Source organism: Aquimarina sp. MMG015 (assembly GCF_018100855.1).
In the GTDB taxonomy this organism is placed as follows: domain Bacteria; phylum Bacteroidota; class Bacteroidia; order Flavobacteriales; family Flavobacteriaceae; genus Aquimarina; species Aquimarina latercula.
Window position 1 is genome coordinate 14,146 of the sequence record NZ_JAGJEB010000005.1, and the last position, 22,892, is coordinate 37,037.

Annotated in this window: 3 protein-coding genes; all 3 read left to right on the forward strand. The window is 31.4% G+C overall.

Annotated features, from left to right (window positions below):
• The first annotated feature begins 61 nt into the window (after window positions 1–61).
• The 3 genes from J8L88_RS10780 to J8L88_RS10790 all read left to right on the forward strand — a co-directional run bounded on the left by J8L88_RS10780 (window position 62) and on the right by J8L88_RS10790 (window position 22,891).
• Entirely contained in the window at window positions 62–8,713 is an 8,652-nt protein-coding gene (locus J8L88_RS10780) for a non-ribosomal peptide synthetase (protein ID WP_211060734.1), read from the forward strand.
• 167 nt (window positions 8,714–8,880) lie between these two features.
• On the forward strand, window positions 8,881–15,300 hold the full coding sequence (locus J8L88_RS23765; RefSeq protein ID WP_371813648.1) for an amino acid adenylation domain-containing protein: 6,420 nt from the start codon (window positions 8,881–8,883) through the stop codon (window positions 15,298–15,300).
• A gap of 1 nt (window position 15,301) precedes the next feature.
• Entirely contained in the window at window positions 15,302–22,891 is a 7,590-nt protein-coding gene (locus tag J8L88_RS10790) for a non-ribosomal peptide synthetase (RefSeq protein WP_211060735.1), read from the forward strand.
• Window position 22,892: the final 1 nt, after the last annotated feature.

Here is a 22,892-nt window from a genome sequence, read left to right on the forward strand (position 1 = left end):
AGTTTCCAATTGATATGATAATAGTTTAATTTTTGGAGCGTACTAAATAATTAGAATGGATATGATTCAGAAAAAAATTACAACAAAATATTGGGTTAATAAACTGGAAGGTTTTTCTTCTGACCATTTAAATACTTCTATGGAGTTAATTTCATCTGAAGATAGTATTTCAATAAAAGCAGAGGATTTATCCTATTTTTATAAATTAACCTCAGATAATCATATTGCTGAATTTACGATTCTTTTAACCGTTTTCAATACGCTTTTACAACGTTATTTTGGGGAATGTTATATGATTTTCTCGGATGATTTGATTCCCGATGAAGATATTTCATTGTTATATCGTTTTTCAGCTATAAACAATAAAATATTTAAACAGTTTCTTCAAGAAGTTAAGGAAGAAGTTCAGGATGTATACAAGCATAAGGGTTATGATTTAGATACGTTTGAAGGAAAAGAATTTGTAAAATATACGCCATATGGATTTTCTTATAATAGCGATAAAAATAGTTCTTCTTCATTTTCATTAAACGTAACTAAACAAGAAAATAAGGACATCATAATTTCTATCCTTTTTTCAGAAAATTTTGTAAAGAAGGAACTTGCAAATCATTTCCTGAATAGATTTAGTATTTGGATTAAGAGATTAGAAGAAAACATAGAAAAGCAGGTTTCTCAAATTGAAATCATATCCGAAGAAGAAAAAGAAAAACTTATATATGTAGGAGATACTTATGGTAATATGGATTCTTTGTCTGATACAATTATTTCATTATTTCAATCACAAGTTGCCAAAACTCCTAATGACATTGCTCTTGAATATGAAGGAAAGGAATTCACTTATAAAGAAATTGATGACCAATCTAATCAATTAGCTCATTATTTGGTAGAAAAAATAGGTGTTTCTTCTGGTGATTTTGTTGGAGTGAAATTAGTAAGGACTGAAAAATTATTAATTTCACTTTTGGCTGTACTTAAAACAGGAGCTACGTATGTGCCTATTGATGTAACTTATCCTGAAGAGAGAATTGCTTACATAGAAAGTGATAGTAATTGTAAATTGGTCATTGACCAGCAACAAATAAATCAGTTTGAGAAAGATCGACTTAAGTATTCAAAACAGAATATAAAAACTGATACTAAATCGAGTGATTTAGCCTATATCATTTATACTTCAGGAACTACTGGAAATCCTAAAGGTGTAATGATTACCCATCAGAATGCGGTTGCTTTAATTAATTGGGCAAAGGATGAATTTAAAAACACTGATTTTGAAGTAGTATATGCAGCTACATCACATTGTTTTGATCTCTCTGTTTTTGAATTCTTTTATACGGTATCAGTAGGGAAGAAAATAAAACTATTGGATAATGCACTAGAAATAGGAGAGCATTTAGAAAACGATAGCAAGGTGTTATTAAATACAGTTCCTTCCAGTATTCGAAACGTACTAGAAGAAGCTTATGACCTATCAAGCGTAAGTGCTGTGAACTTAGCTGGAGAACCTTTTCCTGTAGATATAGCTCAAAAACTTTTAACTACAAAAGCAGAGATTAGAAATCTTTATGGTCCATCAGAAGACACTACTTATAGTACATGCTATAAATTATCAAATACAGAAGTATATAAATCGATTCCTATAGGAAAACCTATAACCAATACTCAAGCATATATTCTGGATGAACATCTACAGTTGTTACCATCTGGTGCGATTGGAAAATTATATGTTTCTGGAATCGGAGTAACAAAAGGGTATTTGAATCGTCCAGAATTAACCGCTGAAAAGTTTATAGAAAATCCCTATTGTTCTGGAGAACGAATTTACGACACTGGAGATTTAGCAAGGTGGCTTCCAGATGGAAACATTGAATTTTTAGGACGAAAAGATCATCAAGTAAAGCTGAGAGGATATCGTATAGAATTAGGCGAGATCGAAAATTCGATATCAGAGTTTTCCGAAGATATTTTACAAGCTGTTGTAGCGGTTAAAAAAGTTAAGGAAAAAGAAATTTTAGTTGGTTACTATGTCGAGAATAGTGTTATTGATAAATCTCAATTAAGAGATTATTTAAGCAGCCGATTACCATCGTATATGGTTCCCACTTATTTTATTGCAATAGATTCCGTTCCTCTTACCCCAAATGGAAAAGTAAATAAAAAAGCACTTTCCGAAATTACTACGGTAGATATCGTTAAAAAGGATTATGTAGCACCCAGAGATAAAACAGAGCAAGATTTAGTGAATATATGGGAAGAGGTGTTAGGAATAAAAAACATTGGTGTTAAGGATAATTTTTTTGAATTGGGAGGTCATAGTCTTATGATTTCACAAATTATAAATAAAGCTTATAAGGTTATGGGCGCCAATATTCCTTTTAAGTCTTTTTACACTAATCCGACAATTGAAGATATAAGGAAAACTTTAAAAAATGATACGTTTATTTCTATAGAAACAGCACCTATTTCGGATTCATATCCAATTACGTCATCACAACATCGTTTATGGTTGTTAAGTCAAATAGAAGAGAGTACACAAGCATATCATATTAGAGGCGCTGTATCTTTAGAAGGAAATGTGGATATAGAAAAATTTGAAGAGGCATTTCATTATGTAATTGGTCGTCATGAAATACTACGTACATATTTTGAAACTAATGAAGAGGGTATCCTAAGACAGTACGTATTATCAAAAGCAGATTTTGATTTTGAATTAATAATAAAGGATTTTTCTAAATCGGATCTGCCTTACGAAAAAGTTGAGAATTATATAAAAGAGGAAAAAGATAAAGGATATGATTTGTCTAAAACTCCTTTATTTGATGCCTCATTATTAAAAATTAATGATGACAACTTTGTGTTTTTCTTATCAATGCATCATATTATTAGTGATGGTTGGTCATTAGAGATTTTAACTTCGGAGATTGTAGAAAGCTATAAACAACTACAGTCAGAAAATTCTTTAAAACTACCTGATTTACCAATACAGTTTAAAGATTATGCAGTTTGGTTGGAAGAAACAAATACTGAGAATGCGTTAAAGAAAGCAAAGGAATATTGGTTAAATGTTTTTCAAGGAGAATTACCAGTGCTGTATTTACCTACTTATGAAAATCGTCCACTTGTAAAGACATATACAGGTAAAGAGCTGAACTATCATTTTTCGAAAGAAATGTTGTCTAATCTAAAGGTATTTTCACAAAAACACCATGTTACCTTGTTTATGACTTTGATGTCTGGAATTAAAACCTTGCTTTCAAAGTATAGTAATCAGGAGGATTTTATCATAGGTACACCTATCGCTGGAAGAGAACATCCTGATCTTGAACCACAAGTAGGTCTGTATTTAAATACACTAGCAATAAGAACTCAGTTAAATAAAGAGGATAGTTTTTTAGATGTACTTCAAAAAGAAAAACAACAATTGTTAGGAGCATATTCACATCAGAAATATCCTTTCGATAAACTAGTAGAAGAGCTTGGGGTAGCAAGAGATCCTTCCAGATCACCATTATTTGATGTAATGGTCATATTACAAAACCAAAAACAATTATCAGATTTCCAAAATAGAGAAGATCTTCAGGAATTAGTGGTAAGCCCGTTTAATATAACGCGTGAGACTTCTCAATTTGATCTTTCTTTTGCCTTTATAGAGAAAGAAGATTTGTCACTTCATATAACGTATAATACAGATATTTATGAAGAGTCTTTTGTAACAGAAATCTTTTCTCATTTAGAAAATTTATTTGAACAAATATTAGTTTCTGATCATGTTAGGCTAGAAGATATAGATGTACAAACAACCATAGAAAAGCATAAAATATTAGTAGATTTTAACAATACTAAAATAACTTATCCAAAGGATAAAACTACTGTAGATCTATTTAATGATCAAGTTAAAAAAACACCTGATCAAGTAGCTATAATTTTTGAAGAAAAAGAGGTCACATATGGGGAACTTGATAAGTTGTCTAGTCAATTAGGTAATTATCTAATAGCTAATTACAAAATAGATGTTGAGGACTTAGTAGCAGTACAATTAGATAGAAGCGAATGGCTTGTAATTTCATTGCTTGCTGTATTAAAAACAGGAGGAGCTTATGTGCCAATTGATCCTACTAGTGATGCTTATGAACGTTCGTCATTTATTGAAAATGATAGTAATTGTAAAGCTGTAATTAATAATGAATTACTAACCCATTTTAAATCTCAGCAAAACAATCATGACGAGAGATTACCAGAAGTACCTTTGAAACCGGAGCATCTTATGTATGTAATTTATACCTCAGGTTCAACAGGTAGACCAAAAGGTGTAATGGTTGAGCATAAGAGTTTGGTGAATTATATAAAAAATCAGTCTTTAGAATTTGATTTTGATAGTACAGAGCGTGTTTTATTATTTTCTAATCCAGCATTTGATGCATCCATAGAACAATTGTTTTTAACCTTATTGAATGGAGCATCATTAATCATAATATCAAAAGATTATATCATTGACCCTTCAATGTTTGTAAAAGCTTTAAACGAATATGAGATAACACATTTTCATTCTACACCAACTTATTTACAACATTTAAATGATCTTAAATTTTGTAAGAGCATAAAAAGAATTGTCTCTGGAGGTGAAGCATGCTCAAGAGATCTAATTATGAAAATGAGTAATGTTTCAGATTTTTATAACAAGTATGGACCTACAGAAACAACGATTAGTTCTACACTTTGTAAGATTAATAAAAATCAATTTGAAGGAAACATCGTATCTATTGGAAGTCCAATAGCAAATACTCAAATATATATATTATCAGAAGGTCTTGGATTGTTACCTGTTGGAGTAGTAGGAGAAATATGTATTTCAGGAGAAGGACTATCAAGGGGATATTTAAATCAGCCAGAGTTAACAGCTACAAAGTTTGTGGAAAACCCTTATTTATTAGGGGGAAAAATATATAAAACAGGTGATTTAGGTCGTTGGTTGCCAGATGGAACAATAGAATTCATCGGAAGAAAAGATGATCAAGTTAAAATTAGAGGGTATCGTATAGAATTAGGAGAGATTGAGAATGTTATGTTATCTCAAAATTTTATAAATCAGTGTTCTGTTGTAACACAGAAAATTGAAGGTGAAGAGGTAATTGTAGCTTATTTGGTAGCCGAAAAACCGTTGGATAAAAAAGATTTACGTTTATCTCTAAGTAAAGAATTACCTGATTATATGTTACCGAGTTATTATGTAGAGATAGATGCTATTCCATTGACACCAAACGGTAAAGTAGATAAAAAAGCATTACCTCTAGTAGGGAATCAGGATGTAGCCCTTCAAGAATATGTAGCTCCTACCAATGATTTACAAGTAAAGTTAGTGTCTATTTGGGAAAATGTGTTAGGCGTAGAAGGTATTGGTATCACTGATAACTTCTTTGAATTGGGAGGGCATAGCTTAAAAATAACGCTGCTGGTTAATAAAATCAAACAACATTTAGATTTAGAAATATCCGTAAGAGACATGTTTCTAAATCCTACAATTGAAGGAGTAGTTTCCAAATTAGAAGCGAGTATTTACCATAGTATTCCAAAAGCATCTCAGAAAGAAAGTTATAGTTTAACATCTTCTCAGAGACGTATATGGGTTATGAGTCAATTTGAGGAAGGAAATGTAGCATATAACATACCTAGTGCATTTAAACTAAAAGGTAGATTTCATCCAGATAAGTTATTTCAGGCTTTTACTAAGATAGTTGATAGACATGAAGTACTACGTACCGTTTTCAGGGAAAATGATCAAGAAGAGGTAAGGCAGCATATTTTAGATGCTAACTCAATGGATATAACATTAGAATTTGTGGATATAAGTTCAGAATCAGATTCTTCTGCACTATTAGAAGATTTAGTTGTTTCAAATCAAAACCATGGTTTTGATTTATATAATGGTCCATTATTCAAAGGAATGGTTATTAAGTTAACTCCAGAGAATCATGTACTGCTGCTAAATATGCATCATATTATTGGAGATGGTTGGTCGATGGAGATATTGAGCAAAGAATTTATAACAGTCTACAACAGCTTAGTTACCAGTCAAGAAGTAGATCTTTGCGAATTATCTATACAATATAAAGACTATGCTGAATGGCAAACAAGTAAAGAACAACTTCAACAATTAGATAAAGAAAAAGAATATTGGCATAAGAAATTATCTGGTAATTTACCTGTATTAGAGCTTCAAGTAAATAAGATGAGGCCGAAAATGAAGACATATAATGGAGATTCATTTTCTTATAGTTTTTCTAAGGATTTAAGTACATCTATACAATTGTTTAGTAAGAAACGTGGAGCAAGTTTATTTATGACTTTGATGTCAGGAATTAACGGCTTGTTATCACGATATGTTAATACAGGTGACATTATTATTGGTACACCAGTAGCTGGACGAAATCATTTAGATTTAGAACAACAAATAGGACTGTATTTGAATACTTTAGCTATTCGTACTCAATTTGATAAGAATGCAAGCTTTGAAGATTTGTTGTCAATTCAAAAATCTACACTATTAGATGCCTATTCCAATCAAAAATACCCGTTCGATACTTTGGTTGATGAATTGGCTACTAATAGAGATACCGGAAGATCAGCACTATTTGATGTTATGGTGGTCTTACAAAATCAACATAATTTACTAGGTTCTTCAGATCTAGGATTAGAAGAATTATCATTAGAGCCTTATTTAGATATTCAAAGGAAAGTAACTCCGTTTGATCTTAGTTTCATTTTCTCCGAGCAAGAAGGAAAAATTTCTTTACATCTGGAATATAATACTGATATTTATGATGCTGTGTTTATTGAAAAACTTGTATGTCATTTAGAAAGTTTCTTAGAAAATGCTATTGATGATCCAGGTCTTAGCATTGTAGATATTAATTTCTTGAAAACTCAAGAAGAACATCAGTTGTTACATGAATTCAACAATACAGATGTTATATATCCAAAGGATAAGACAGTTGTAGATATATTTATTGATCAAGCGATCAAAACTCCAAATTCAACTGCTATCTTTTTCGAAGGAAAAAAAACTACATATAAAGAATTAGATGAATTGTCAAATGAATTGGCAAATTATTTGAAATCAAATTATACTCTTGATATTGAAGACCTTATCAGTGTAAAATTAGAAAGGAGTGATTCGTTGATAATTAGCTTACTAGCAATTTTGAAATTAGGATGTGCTTATGTTCCTATTGATCCAAATTATCCAGAACAACGAATATCGTTTGTTGAAAAAGATAGCAATTGTAAGTTAACTATAGACATCGATTTACTAAAATTATTTAGATCTTCAGAACCTCAATCAAAAGAGCTTCCAATAGTATCAATAAAACCAACAAATTTAGCTTATATAATTTATACATCAGGTTCCACAGGAAAGCCTAAAGGAGTTATGATAGAACATGGTAGTTTGTTGAATCTGTGTTTCTGGCATATGGATGCCTATGACTTGAACATCTCAAGTAGAGGAACTTTATTTGCAGGATCTGGATTTGACGCTTCTGTTTGGGAGATTTATCCATACTTGTTATCAGGTGGTTCATTATACCCTATTGCTAGTAAAGGAGTTAGGTATGATGTTAACTTGCTTAAAGATTTTTTAGACCAACATGAAATCACACATTCATATTTGCCAACAAGGATTTGCGAAGAGTTAGTATTAGAAAGTTTGGAATTAGAACACACAAAAATTTTGACTGGAGGTGAAGCACTTAAGTTGCCTGAGGGAATTAAAAACTTAAAGATCTATAATAATTACGGGCCTTCAGAAAATACTGTTGTTACTACTAGTTTTGATTTAAAAGATCATTTAGAAGATGCAATACCTATTGGTCGTCCTATTTCAAATACCAAGGTGTATATTTTATCCGATTCATTGAGATTACAACCGGTTGGAGTAGTTGGAGAGTTATGTGTTTCTGGAGCAGGTTTGTCTAGAGGTTATCTTAATCACAAGGAGATGACATCCGAAAAATTTATAAGTCATCCTTTTATGGCTGGTGAACGATTATATAAGACAGGAGACTTAGCTCGTTGGTTGCCTAATGGTACTATTGAGTATATCGGTAGAAAAGATGATCAGATAAAAATAAGAGGTTATCGAATAGAACTTGGAGAAATTGAAAATGTAATAGCTTCTCGACCTGGAATAGAACAAGTTTTAGTACAAGTAGATATGCAAAACGGAGATCAAGTGCTTGTAGCTTATATTGTATCTAAAGAAGGATTTGATAAACAATCATTACGAGCCTCATTAAGTCAAGAATTACCAGATTATATGATACCTAGTTATTATGTGAGTTTGGATATTATTCCTTTGACAGCAAATGGAAAAGTAGATAAACATGCACTGCCATCAGTTGGAATAAAAGATCTTATTCAACGAGAATATGTAGCTCCTACAAATGAGATAGAAGAACATTTAGTATCTATATGGAAAGATGTTTTAGGAATAGAAAAGATTGGAATTACTGATAACTTTTTTGAATTAGGAGGGAATAGCCTAAAAGCAACAATTCTGGTAAATAGAATAAATAAGGCTTTTGATACAAGGTTCTCGATTCAAGATTTATACGATACTCAGGAAATAATTGGGGTATCTACAAAGCTAAAATTCATTGTTTTTCAAAATCAATTAAAATCCGATAGTATTGACGATTTTGATGAAGTAATAATATAAAATACCTACTGGTTTATTGTCTAACCAGAACTTACTTGCACTAATTTATACCGAGATCAAAACAAGATCAATATTCAATTTATTTGACTTAAAGTCATTGTAATATCTGTGTACTGATATTTGAAATTTAACTTCAGATATATCAGTATAATCTTAAAAAATATATTGTGATAGAAAATTTAATTCATACGCTGGAGTCCTTAAGCATTGGTGTTAAAGTACAAGATGGAGATATAAAAATTAGTGCTCCAAAAGGTATTTTAACCAATGAAATTGTGAACGATATCAAAACTCATAAAGAGCAGTTGATTAGTTTACTTTCTTCATATGAGCCTATACCAAGTTCTATTGAAAAGGAGTACTATAATGTAACTTCTTCTCAAAGACGTTTATGGACATTAAGTCAGTTCGATGAAGGTAGTATGGCTTATAATATATTTGGAGCATTTGAACTTCATGGAATATTAGATCTTGATAAACTATCATTGGCATTCAACCATTTAATAAATAGACATGAAAGTTTACGCACGGTTTTTAAAGAAAATAAAAGTGGAGATTTAGGACAATATATAATTCCGATAGAAGAATACTCATCAATATTAAAACTTATTGATATCGGTGAGAATATTACAGAAGAAATTATAGCAAATCACGTTAAATCGTTTCAGAAACATATTTTCGATTTAGAAAACGGACCACTATTTATTGGGGAAATTATAAGAGTTTCTCCTGATCGATATGTATTGGTATTTAATATGCATCATATTATTGGAGATGGATGGTCTATGGCTGTGTTAAAGAAAGAGTTTATGCTTATTTATAACACTCTAGTATCTGGGAATAGCCTAGAATTACCCAAGTTGAATATTCAATATAAAGACTATTCTGAATGGCAGAATAGTAAAGTTCAACAGGAGAATTTAAAAAAATCAAAGTTATTTTGGCAGGATACATTCAAAGGGGATTTACCAATATTGGAATTACCTGTTCAGAAAGCTAGGCCAAAGCTTAAAACCTATAACGGTTCTAACGTTAGACATTCGTTTTCTAAAGCATTTACTTCCCAGCTTAATACATATACTCAACAAAATGAGGTAACGCTGTTTATGGTCTTAATGGCAGCCCTTAATGGTCTATTTTCGAGATATGTAAATACAGGGGATATTGTATTGGGAACTCCTGTGGCAGGAAGAGAACATCCAGACTTAGAAGAGCAAGTTGGTTTGTATTTGAATACTTTGGCTATTCGAACTCAATTCGAAAAATCTACTAGTTTTAAAGAGTTACTGGCAATTCAAAAATCAACTTTATTGGATGCTTATTCACATCAAAATTATCCTTTTGATGAATTGGTTGATGAATTGCAACTGAAGAGAGATATTAGTCGATCGGCTTTATTTGATATCATGGTAGTCTTTCAAAATCAGCAAGAGGTAATTGATCCAGAAGGATTGCTTTTTAACGAAGTTCAATTAGTACCATATCAAAATACAGAGAAGTCATTTAGCAAATTTGATATTACACTTGTTTTTTCCGAACAAGACTCACAGTTAAATTTAGATTTAGAATTCAATACAGATATTTATGAAGCTGTTTTTATAGAAAAAATAGCGCTGCATTTAGAAAATTTCTTACAAGAATGTATCGCCAATTCTGATAAAAGAATTACTAAAATCAATTATTTAAGTGAATTAGAGGAGAAACAAATAATATATGATTTTAATGACACCTTAATTCCATACCCAAGTAGTAAAACAATTGTAGATCTGTTTGTTGAACAAGCTATAAATACTCCTGATGCAATTGCAATAACATTTGAAGAAAAAGAGCTAACCTATAAAGAATTGGATGAGCTATCCAACCAATTGGCAAATTACTTAATAAGTAATTATGATATTGAAATTGAAGATTTAGTTGGTGTTAAACTAGATCGCAGCGAATGGTTAATAATTACTTTGTTAGCTGTTTTAAAAACGGGTGGCGCCTATGTCCCTATTGATCCAAATTATCCGGAACAACGTATCGCATATATCGAAAAGGACAGCAAATGTAAGTTTACTATTGATGAAAGTTTATTAGAGTCATTTGGGAATTCTGAAACTTTATTAAAATCACTACCAAAAGTAAAAACTAAAGAGAATCATCTTGCATATGTGATGTATACTTCGGGATCGACAGGAACTCCTAAAGGTGTATTAATTGAGCAACAAAGTATTATTCGGTTGGTAAAATCATCAAACTACTATCAGTTTTCGCCATCAGATGTATTGTTAACCACAGGAGCATTTTCATTTGATGCTACCACATTTGAGTATTGGGGAACTTTATTAAATGGATCGAAGTTAGTTATCTGCACTAAAGATGTATTGCTAGATAGTACATTATTGAATAAACAAATTAAAGATGCTACAGTTAACGTAATGTGGTTTACCTCTGGATGGTTCAATCAACTGGTTGATAATGATATGGGGATATTTGAATCGTTAGAAACAGTTCTGGTAGGAGGAGATAAATTATCAGCTGGACATATTAGTACTATAAAGGAAGTTTTTCCAAATCTGGAATTAATTAATGGTTATGGCCCAACGGAGAATACCACATTTTCTTTGACTCACAATATAACTGAAGTAGAAAATGAAATACCTATTGGATCTCCAATAAGTAATAGCACAGTATATATCTTAAATGATGATTTGCAAGTTCAACCAATTGGGGTAGTTGGGGAAATCTGTTTAGGAGGCGACGGTTTAGCAAGGGGATATTTGAATGATCCTAATCTTACTTCGGATAGATTTATAACACATCCTTTTTTGAATAATAACCGATTATATAAGACAGGTGATTTAGGTCGTTGGTTAGCTGATGGTACTGTAGAGTTTATGGGGCGAAAAGATGATCAAGTAAAGATTAGAGGATACCGCATCGAACCGGGAGAAATAGAAAATGTAATTCTAAGAAAAAAATCGATTGAGCAATGTGTGGTTATAGTTGATAAAGTTCAAGGAGAAAGTGCAATTATATCTTATCTGGTTAGTACAGAAACTATAGATAAAAAAGAATTGAGATCTGATCTAAGTAAAGAATTGCCAGATTATATGTTACCTAGTTATTATGTTTCCTTAGATAAAATACCACTAACTCCCAACGGTAAGGTAGATAAGAAAGCATTATCAAAGATTGGAAAGGAAGACTTGATTCAAAAAGAATATGTAGCACCTAAGAATGAGTTAGAAGAACAGTTAGTATCGATCTGGGAAGATGTATTGGGAGCCAAAGGTATAGGAGTCACAGATAACTTTTTTGAATTAGGAGGGCATAGTCTAAAGGTAACTTTGGTATGTAATAAAATAAAGCAAATATTGGGTCTCGAGTTAGGAATAAAAGATATGTTTCTAGATCCTACTATTACTGGGATAGCTTTGAGATTGCAAAAGAATACACAATCGGATATTCCTAAAGCAGAAGAAAAAGAAAATTACCCGTTGACTTTTTCTCAAAAAAGACTCTGGATTTTAAGTCAGTTTGAAGAAGGTAGTATTGCCTATAATATTCCAGGAGCTTATGAATTGGAAGGTGTAGTAGCTATTGGTAAACTAAAAAAAGCACTTATCGCTATTATAGAAAGACATGAAAGTCTAAGAACAGTTTTTTTAACCGATAATCATGGAGATGTACGACAGTACATAAAAAGTATTGATGAGATTGATGTAATAATTGATCAAAAAGATTTAAGTAATGTAATCGATCAATCTTTTGCAGTTGCATCAATTATCGAAAATAGCAACAAACATCGTTTTGATCTCAGTGAAGCACCACTTTTAAAATTACAGTTAGTTACATTATCTCAAAGAAAGCATTTATTACTATTTAATATGCATCATATCATCAGTGATGGATGGTCAATGGAGATACTTAGTAAAGAATTTGCAGTAATATATGGTAGTCTGTTAAATAATAAGAATATTATTTTACCCACACTATCACTTCAGTATAAGGACTATGCAGAGTGGTTAACAGGAGAATTACAACAATCTAAATTACAAGAATCCAAAGATTTTTGGTTGGATAAATTTAAAGGTGATTTGCCAGTTGTAGAACTTCCAACGTATCAATCTAGACCTAAAATTAAGACATACAAAGGGAACTCATTGACATACACTTTTTCAAAAGATTTTAGTCATCGTTTACAAGTGTTTTCAGAAAAAAGAGGAGCAAGTTTATTTATGACTGTAATGGCAGGTATAAATGGTTTGTTTTCGAGATATACAGGATTGAGTGATATAGTATTGGGAACTCCAATAGCAGGAAGAAATCATCCAGATCTAGAAGGACAGATAGGCTTATATCTAAACACATTGGCCATCCGCACTCAATTTCAGAAATCAGACAGTTTTGATGACCTTTTAGAGATACAAAAAAGCACATTATTAGATGCATATTCGCATCAAGATTATCCTTTTGATGATTTGGTAAATACTTTAGATCTACATCGTGATACGAGTCGCTCTGCTCTATTTGATGTAATGGTAGTGTTTCAAAACCAAAGAGGATTACTAGAATCGGATGATTCTTCTATAGAAGGACTAACATTTAATGAATACAAGAATAATCATAGAAAAGTAAGTCAATTTGATATTAGTTTTATCTTTTCTCTAAAGGAAGATTGTTTGCATTTATATTTAGAATATAATACCGATTTATATAAGTCGTCATTTATAGAAAAACTATTCAAACATCTCGAAGGTTTTTTAAATGGATGTATTTCAAAACCTCTACAAAGTATACAAACTATTGATTATTTAACGCAATCAGAGCGAACCCAATTATTAGATGATTTTAATACAACAGAGGCTTCCTTTCCAGAAAATGAAACAATTGTAGATTTATTTTTAGGACAAGTAAAAAAGACACCAAAAGCTACTGCAGTTGTATATGAAGAAAAAGAATTTACCTATCAAGAATTAGATGAGCTTTCAAATGAATTATCTCATTTTTTGTCAAAAAAATACACTCTTAATTTAGAAGACTTAATAGGAGTTAAACTAAATAGAGATGAATGGTTAGTAGTATCATTATTAGCAATATTAAAACTTGGTTGTGCTTATGTACCAATAGACCCAAAATATCCAAAACAGAGAATAACATATATTGAAAAAGATAGTAATTGTAAAGTTATAATAGATGATAATTTATTATCAACTTTTAAAGAAGAAAAGAATACCTCAAAAGAGCCTGTTGATGTACAAATTAGCTCGTCTAATGTTGCTTATATAATTTACACATCAGGTTCTACAGGAATACCAAAAGGAGTAATGATAAAGCATAGTAATGCGGTGTCAATGCTCAACTGGAGTAAACTTGAATTTTCATCTACTAATTTTGAAATGTTGTATGCGGTAACTTCTCATTGTTTTGATTTATCAGTTTTTGAAATTTTTTATCCTTTAACTATTGGTAAGAAAATTAGAGTAATAGATAACGGCTTATCAATTACCAAATACCTTTCAAAAGATAAGCAGATATTAATAAACACTGTTCCTTCTGTAGTAGATAGCTTATTAGAACATAATATACTTTTTGACAATATTGTGGGTATTAATATGGCAGGAGAACCGATTCCTATTTCTTTAAGTAATGCATTATTGAAATATGATGTAGAGTTAAGAAATTTATATGGTCCTTCTGAAGATACAACGTATAGTAGCTGTTATCGTATAAATAAATCTCATAAGCAATCATTACCGATAGGAAAACCAATATCAAACACTCAGTTTTATATCCTGTCAAATGAACTTTTATTACAACCTATTGGAGTAGTGGGAGAGATCTGTATATCAGGTGAAGGATTATCATCAGGATATCTAAACAAAGTTGAACTCACGAATGAGAAATTTGTACCAAATCCATATGAACCTGGAGAATTAATGTATAGAACTGGTGATTTAGGAAAATGGTTAGCTAATGGTACAATAGGTTTTATAGGTAGACAAGATGATCAGGTTAAGATTCGTGGACATCGAATTGAACTGGGAGAAATTGAACACGCATTGACTAAAGAAGAATCGGTAATAAATTCTGTTGTACTAACAAAAGATTACAAAGGAGAAAAAAACATTGTAGCTTACTTAGTAGGAGACAATCTGGATCAACACAAATTACGAGAATCTCTTTTGGAACAGCTACCGATTTATATGCTTCCATCATATTATAAATTTTTGGAAGAGATCCCATTAACGCCCAATGGTAAAATTGATAAAAAAGCTTTATTAGAATTAGAAGATTTAGAATCTAGTAGTCAGGAATATGTTGCACCTAGAAATAAGTTAGAAATAGAATTAGTAGAAGAATGGAAAGATCTATTAGAAATAGACCAAGTTGGAATAAGAGATAATTTTTTTGAGTTAGGAGGACATAGTTTAACCGTTAATGCGCTTCTAAATCGTATAAATGTCAACTACAAAACAGTAATCAAAATAGAACAATTCTTTAGTTCACCTACCATTGAGTTCCTGTCATTACATATTGAAAATGTACAATGGCAAAACGAAGAAGTAAAACAAATCGAGAAGAAAAAAATTATTATATAAAATGGAAGTAGCATCTTTAATAAAGAAAATCCGAGATAACGGCTTAGGAATAAAATTATTAGAAGGGAATCTGGAACTTGTTTTTTATAGGGATGATGTAGATGATTCTCTTATAGAACTTGTTAAAGATAACAAGGAGAATATTATAGAATATTTGAATTCTATTTCTGTTGAAAAGAATCAGATAAAGATCCCGATGTCTCCGAATATGGAAACATACGCTATAACTTCTTCACAGTTTAGGTTTTGGATCTTGTGTCAGATGCCAGAGATTAATGCTGCCTATAACATACCTTTTGTTTTGAAGATGGAAGGAGATCTAGACATCGATATCCTGAACACAACTTTCAAAAGGTTAATGGAACGCCATGAAATTTTGAGAAGCAAATTTGTGGAATCCGAAAATGGTGATGTAAGACAAAAAATAATTAATGTCGAGGAGGTTGGTTTTGAAGTAAATGAACATGAAGTTTTAGATAGTCAGTTTATTGGAAAGGAGATTACCAGACTTGCGAGCAGTCCATTTGACTTGAAAGGAGATTCATTATTTAAAGTTGATCTTATACATAGTGTAAGTAATATTTATTATTTGTGTTTCAATATTCATCATATTATTAGTGATGCAAGATCAATTGAAATCATCATTAAAGAATTAGGAGAGATATACAATTCATTGATTTCAGGTAAAAAGGTTGAATTATCAGAACTTAGTATACAATTTAAAGATTATAGTGAATGGAGTAATAACACAAACAATTTTGATAAGGAAGAAAAGTATTGGTTAGAAAAATTCAAAGGAGAACTTCCGGTAATTAATTTACCTACCTACCAGCTACGACCTGCGGTTAAAACCTATGTAGGAACAAGTTTTGTGAGTAATCTTGACCAAGAATTGTTAAAAGAGCTTAAATCATTTTCTAGAAAAAATAAAGGAACTCTTTTTATGACGTTAATGGCAGCTCTCAATGGACTGCTGTACAGATATTCTTCGCAAACGGATATCATTTTAGGGACACCTGTTTCTGGAAGAAATAATTCTCAATTGCAAAATCAAATAGGTTTATACATCAATACATTACCTATTCGGACACAATTTGAAGCGACAACTTCTTTTTTCAATTTGTTCCAACTACTAAAGGAAAATCTGGAATCGGCATATGCTAATTCTAATTATTCATTTGGAGATTTAGTCGACAAACTGAATCTAAAAAGAGATGTAAGTCGTACACCTTTATTTGACATTCTGGTAACGCATCAACAAAAGAATGATACTTCTGTAAAGACAGAAGACGGCTTTACAAATTTAAAATGTTCTTTTTACAACGATTTTGAAAATACAGTTAGTAAATATGATATTACTTTTAATTTCGTAGAAGATGATAATGATTTAAGTCTTTTTATAGAATACAATACCGATATTTTTGAAGAAGAGTTTATAAAGAATTTAGCGTTCAATTTTGAAGAATTTTTGAAGACTTCTATTGATAAACCTAATTTAGAAATTCAAAAAATATCACTGGTAAATGATGAAGAGAAAAGTAGGTTATTGAATTTATTTAATGATACTAAAGTCTCATATAACCCTGAAAAAACAGTAGTCGAAGACTTTTTAGATCAGGCCTCTAGCACTCCAAAAAAAATAGCGCTGGCTTACCAAAATGAAGAAATAACATATGCAGAATTAAATGGGAGATCAAATCAATTAGCCCACTATTTATTAGCTTCGGGAATCCAGGAAAATTCAGTTATTGCATTATGTATAGACCGCTCTATTGAAATGATGATTGGAATACTTGCAATCTTAAAAAGTGGAGCTACTTATTTGCCATTAGATCCATCATATCCAATAGATCGTATTGATTATATGGTCGAAGATAGTAAGGCTCAGTTTTTAATTACAAAAGAAGAAATTGCAGGGCTTTTACCAAAAAATGCTAGTATCATTTCTTTTGAAGAGGAATCTATTTGGGAAAGTTCAAAGGAAAACTTAGAATTCTTACCAACTTTTTCAAATGTAGCATACGTCATTTATACTTCCGGTACTACTGGAAAACCAAAAGGAGTACTAGTAACACATAAAAACTTATCCAATTTCTTTGCGGGATTGAATAATAGATTTGGTCAGCTAGAAAAAGATGAGAATTGGCTTGCTGTTACAAGTATAAATTTTGACATCTCATTTTTAGAAATTATTTGGACACTTACCAGAGGTAGTAAAATTGTATTACAACCGGATAGGCCTGTTATGCTAACAGATAATACATCAGCTATGGATTTTAGTTTATTGTATTTTGCGGCTCAGGAAGAAATAACAGTTGAAAATAAGTACAAATTATTATTGGAAGGTGCCAAATTCGCTGATAAAAATGGATTCGAAGCGATTTGGATTCCAGAGAGACATTTCCATAGTTTTGGAGATCAATTTCCGAACCCTTCTGTAGCAGCAGCAGCAGTATCCACAATTACAAATAATGTTACTATACGATCAGGAAGTGTTGTGTTGCCATTACACGATCCTGTAAGAGTGGCAGAAGAATGGTCTATGGTAGATAATTTATCGAATGGAAGAGTAGAAATGTCCATAGCATCTGGTTGGCATCCAAATGATTTTGTTTTGGCTCCAGATGACTACCATACACGTCATCAAAAGATGCAGGATAAATTAAATACGGTAGTTGAATTATGGGAAGGAGGAACACTAACACGAAAAAATGGAGTTGGTAAGGATACCACTTTCAGAATACATCCAAAGCCAATTCAGAGTAAATTACCTATTTGGATTACTTCTGGTGGAAATGTGAAAACATTTGAATATGCAGGATCTATAGGAGCTAATGTATTAACGCATTTACTTGGGCAAAGTATAGAAGATCTTGAATTTAAAATCGACAGCTATAGAAAAGCCCTGAAAGAAAATGGATTTGATCCCGAAAAAGGAAAGGTTTCATTGATGCTACACACTTTTGTTAGTAACGATCTTTCTTTTGTAAAAGAAACTGTAGAAGAACCATTTAAAAATTATTTACGTCATTCAGCAAACCTGATGAAATCTATCGCTGATGATAAGGGGCTTGATTTAGAGAAAGACCTTGATGTATTGATTGAAATGGGATTCCAACGTTTTTATAAAACAAGCGGTTTATTTGGAACTCCAGAAACCTGTATGAAACGGATTCAGGAATTGTATAAAGTTGGAGTAAATGAAATCGCGTGCTTAATAGACTATGGAATTGATACAGACATTGTTTTATCAAATTTAGAGCACTTGAAAGGATTACAGGATTTGATATCACGATCAAAAACTCAAAATCAGTTCTTAAAAAAACGAATGGAGTTAGACTGGTCTACTTCTAGTTTGATAAAAGAAAATCAGATAACACACCTGCAATCAACTCCTTCTTTTATTCAAGAGTTGTTAATAGATAAAGAAGGTAGAGATGCTTTAGAACAGATTGAAACCTTATTAATTGGAGGTGAGGCGCTGCCTTTGTCTTTGTCCAGACAATTAGGAGAGCTTAGAAAAAAACCACTTTTTAATATGTATGGCCCAACCGAAACTACTATTTGGTCCACTATTAAAGAAATATATGAAGATCGTAATATAAGTATTGGAAAACCAATAGCTAACACCCAGATTTATATACTAAATAGTTCTAATCAACTATGTCCTACTGGAGTAATAGGTGAATTGTGTATAGGAGGAGATGGAGTTTCTAAAGGATATTTGGGTAGACAAGATTTGACTGATGAAAAATTTATAACTAACAATTTTTCTGGAAAAGGTAAAATCTATAAAACCGGTGATTTAGCACGTTGGTTGCCTAATGGAGAATTAGAATGTCTGGGAAGAATAGATAATCAGGTAAAAATTAATGGGCATAGGATTGAGCTTGGTGAAATCGAAAATAGTATTGAAGAATTCCCTGGAGTTATAAAAAGTGTAGTGAATTCCGTTGATAATAATGGAACTAAAAGCCTAGCAGCATATTTAACAATAAATGAAGCGCACAATGCTAATGATTTATTAGAATACCTCAATCTAAAATTACCTAAGTATATGGTTCCGTCATTTTTGATGGTATTAGATGAGTTCCCAATGACCCTAAATGGTAAAATAGATAGAAAATCTCTTCCAGAACCAAATGTTTCCAATATAAGTAAAAGCAAGTATGTAGCTCCAAAAAATGATTCAGAAAGAAAATTGGTTGAGATCTGGGAAAAAGTTCTAAAAACTGAAAATATCGGGACTGAAGAAAACTTTTTTGAATTAGGAGGGAATTCACTTTTGGTGATGCGTATGCTAACACATATTCGAAATGAATTTAAGGTAGAAATATCAATTGTAGAATTTTTCACCACAAAAAACATTCAGGATCTTTCAGGTTTAATTGCAGAAAAAGAAAATACAGATAGTATTACCGAAATTAAATTTGTAGAAAACAAACCACAATATCCCCAATTATCTTTTTCACAAGAAAGACTTTGGTTCCTTGATAAATTAAGTGGAAGTACTCATTACCATATGCCTCTAATTTTTGATTTAGATGGTCAGGTGGATTTTGAAATCTTAGAAAAAGCCTTTAAAACGATAATCGAAAGACATAAAGTTTTGCGAACCATATATCTCCAAAACAAAGGAGAAGCGTATCAGAAAGTCATTCCATTTGATCAATGGAAAATGAATTTGGTTCGTGACTTTGAGAATATGGGTGATAAAAGTATCGAACAATTAATAATTAGTGAAATTCATAAACCTTTTGATCTTGAAAAAGACTATATGCTAAAAGCAAGTGTTTTTTCTGAAAGTGATGAAACATCAAAATTATTGATTTTGATGCATCATATCGCTTCAGATGGGTGGTCAGTTTCATTGTTGTTAAAAGAACTTGAACTTCTTTATAACGGATTAATAAATGACCCTACTTTTAAGCTAAAACCATTAGGTATACAATATGTTGACTACAGTATTTGGCAAAGAGAACAAATTAAAGGTGATTTTATCGATAAACAATTATCATATTGGAAAGCGCATTTAAAAGATTTAGAGCCATTAAACCTTCCAATCGACTTCCCTAGAAAGGCCCAACAAAGTTTTCAAGGAGATCATTATCATTTTACTATAGATACAGATACTTCAAAAAGAGTATACGATTATTCAGAGAAAGAAGGCACGACGCTTTTTATGACATTATTAACTACGTTCAAAGTACTATTGAGTAGGTATAGTAATCAAACTGATATTTGTATAGGAACACCTATTGCCAATAGAGAACAAGAAGAAGTGGATAAGTTAATTGGCTTTTTTATCAATACCTTGGCATTACGCAGTAACCTTGATGGAAATCCTAAATTTAATGATTTATTAAAAACGATAAAGGAAAATACATTAAATGCTTACGCTCATAAGCACGCACCATTTGAACAAGTAGTAAACCAGACAGTGAAAACAAGAGATTTGAGCAGAAGTCCTTTGTTTCAAGTAATGTTTGTTCTTCAAAATAAAGAAGAAAATCCAGAATATAAATTAGGAGATGTTACTCTTAAATCTGGTCCTTATACTTACGAAAAATCTCAGTTTGAATTAATTTTTAGTGTCACAGAAACACCAAAAGGACTAAGTGTGGGGGTTAAGTATTGTAGCGACTTATTTAAAGAAGAAACAATAGTACAATTGGCGCAACACTATAAAAATCTAATACATTCAGTACTGGATAATCCAAACCAGAATATTAATAATCTGGAATTTTTGGATACAGATGAAAGACAAGAGCTATTAGAACATTATAATAATACCTCTGTTACCTATCAAAATGAATTAGTGATTAATTCATTATTTAATCAAAAAGTAATTCAATCACCAGATAATGTAGCGATTAAATATAAGCAGAAGTCATTAAGTTATTTGGAGTTAGATCAGATTTCCAATCAGTTAGCCAGATATCTACAAGCTACCTATTCTATTGATAGAGGAGATATCATAGGTGTAGAATTGGAAAGATCAGAATGGCTTATTGTAACAATGCTAGCAGTATTTAAATTAGGTTGTACTTATTTGCCAATAGATCCAAGTTTTCCTGAAGTTAGAAAAGAATATATCATTAATGATAGTAACTGTAAAAGGATAATTAAATCCACTTTGATAGATGAATTTGATAACTGTAAACAAGATTTTGACGAAAAAGGATTAGATGTAAAGGTTGAACCAGGTAATTTAGCTTATATCATATATACTTCTGGTACTACAGGTAAGCCTAAAGGAGTAATGATTACGCATCAAGCGATTTTGAACACCATTTTATCTCAAATAGATGCTTTTAAAATTAATTCCTTTGAGAATTGTTTACAATTTTCAAATCAATGTTTCGATTCCTCAATCTTTGAAATATTGATCAGTCTATTAGGAGGAGCTACATTGGTGATTTTGGAAGAATCAATGAAATTAGACATACCAGCTTTTATCAATTATATTGAAAAGCATCAAGTTACATTGGCAATATTGCCTCCGTCATTCGTAACGCTCTTAGACGTAGATAAACTATCAACGATAAAACGACTTGTTACGGCAGGAGAGGAAGCACCAATACAAAAAGCCAAAGAGTTTTCTGAAATAGGGATCTATACGAATGGATATGGTCCAACAGAAAGCAGCGTATGTACGCTCACGTATCAAGGAGAAATAGGAGACAAAATTCCAGTAGGAAAACCAATAGCAAATACCAAGGTTTATATTTTATCCGAAGATCTCGAATTACAACCAAAAGGAGTCATGGGTGAGTTATGTATAGCAGGTGCCGGATTATCCATAGGATATTTAAATCGCCCGGAATTGACTAAAGAAAAATTTGTAGATAATCCTTTTGTTGTTGGAGAAAAGTTATACCGTACCGGAGATTTGGCTAGATGGTTACCTAATGGAAATATTGACTTTTTAGGTAGGAAGGATTCACAAGTGAAAATTAGAGGATATAGAATAGAGTTGGGAGAAGTCGAGTATGTTCTATTAGAACAAAAGAACTTGGTTAAGCAGGCAATTGCAGCGATAACAGAAAAAAACGGGATGCCTATACTAGTATCATATATTGTTCCTGGCGATGAGTATAATAAAGAAGAGTTAAAGACTATTCTTAGGAGAAACTTGCCGGACTATATGATCCCAAGCTTTTTCATCGAAATTGATGAAGTAGCAGTAACTTCTAATGGTAAAATAGATAAAGCAAAGTTACCTGATATAGATCAGCAGAGCCTTGTAAAACAGGAGTATGTTGCCGCAGAAAATGATATTGAAGATAAAATAGTACAAATAATATCAGATGAATTTGATATTCCAATAGGAAGAATCGGAGTAAATGATAACTTTTTCGATTTAGGAGGTAATTCTATCAATATGGTTAAGGTTTTATCAGTTTTGAATGCTGAGTTTATAGAAGAAATAAAGATTGTTCACCTTTTTCAATATCCTACAGTACGTAGCCTTACAAAGGCATTTTTTAATAAGAATGATAGTATCATTGAAGAAGAAACTAGTGAAGAGTTAGAGGAAGATTTTGATTTTGATGAGGAACTAAATGAGTTTACAAATTTAATAGATTAAA